Source organism: Streptomyces sp. DH12, from assembly GCF_020873895.1.
Taxonomy (GTDB): domain Bacteria; phylum Actinomycetota; class Actinomycetes; order Streptomycetales; family Streptomycetaceae; genus Streptomyces.
Map to the genome: position 1 here is coordinate 1 of NZ_JAHWGT010001439.1, position 411 is coordinate 411.

Annotated in this window: 1 protein-coding gene; it reads right to left on the bottom strand. The window is 74.0% G+C overall.

Features of this window, described 5'->3' with window-relative positions; all coding sequences use genetic code 11:
• Nucleotides 1-411: serine/threonine-protein kinase (locus LPA54_RS40470; RefSeq protein ID WP_228985422.1), on the bottom strand; the 411-nt coding region annotated here is incomplete at both ends.

Sequence of the window (411 nt, forward strand, 5' to 3'; positions counted from 1 at the left end):
GCCGGGCGCCCGGCCGTGCCCGGCACGGACCGTAACTCCTCGATGCGTCCGGCGAGTTCGACGGCGCTGTCCGGACGGTCGGCCGGGTCCTTGGCCAGCAGGTCGAGGATGACGCGCTCCAGCCGCTCGGGCAGCTCCGCGCGGTGGCGGCGCGGCGGCCGGGGCGGGGTGTCGCGGTGGCCGACGAGGACGGCCCAGGGGTCGTCCAGGTCGAACGGCGGCGCCCCGGTGGCGATCTCGTAGAGCACGCATCCGAAGGAGTACAGGTCGCTGCGCCGGTCGACCTCTCCCCCGGCGATCTGTTCCGGCGACATGTAGTGCGGAGTGCCCATGGCGACGCCGGTGCCGGTGAGCCGGGAGGTGAGGCCGATGTCGTGCCCGAGGCGGGCGATGCCGAAGTCGCAGATCTTC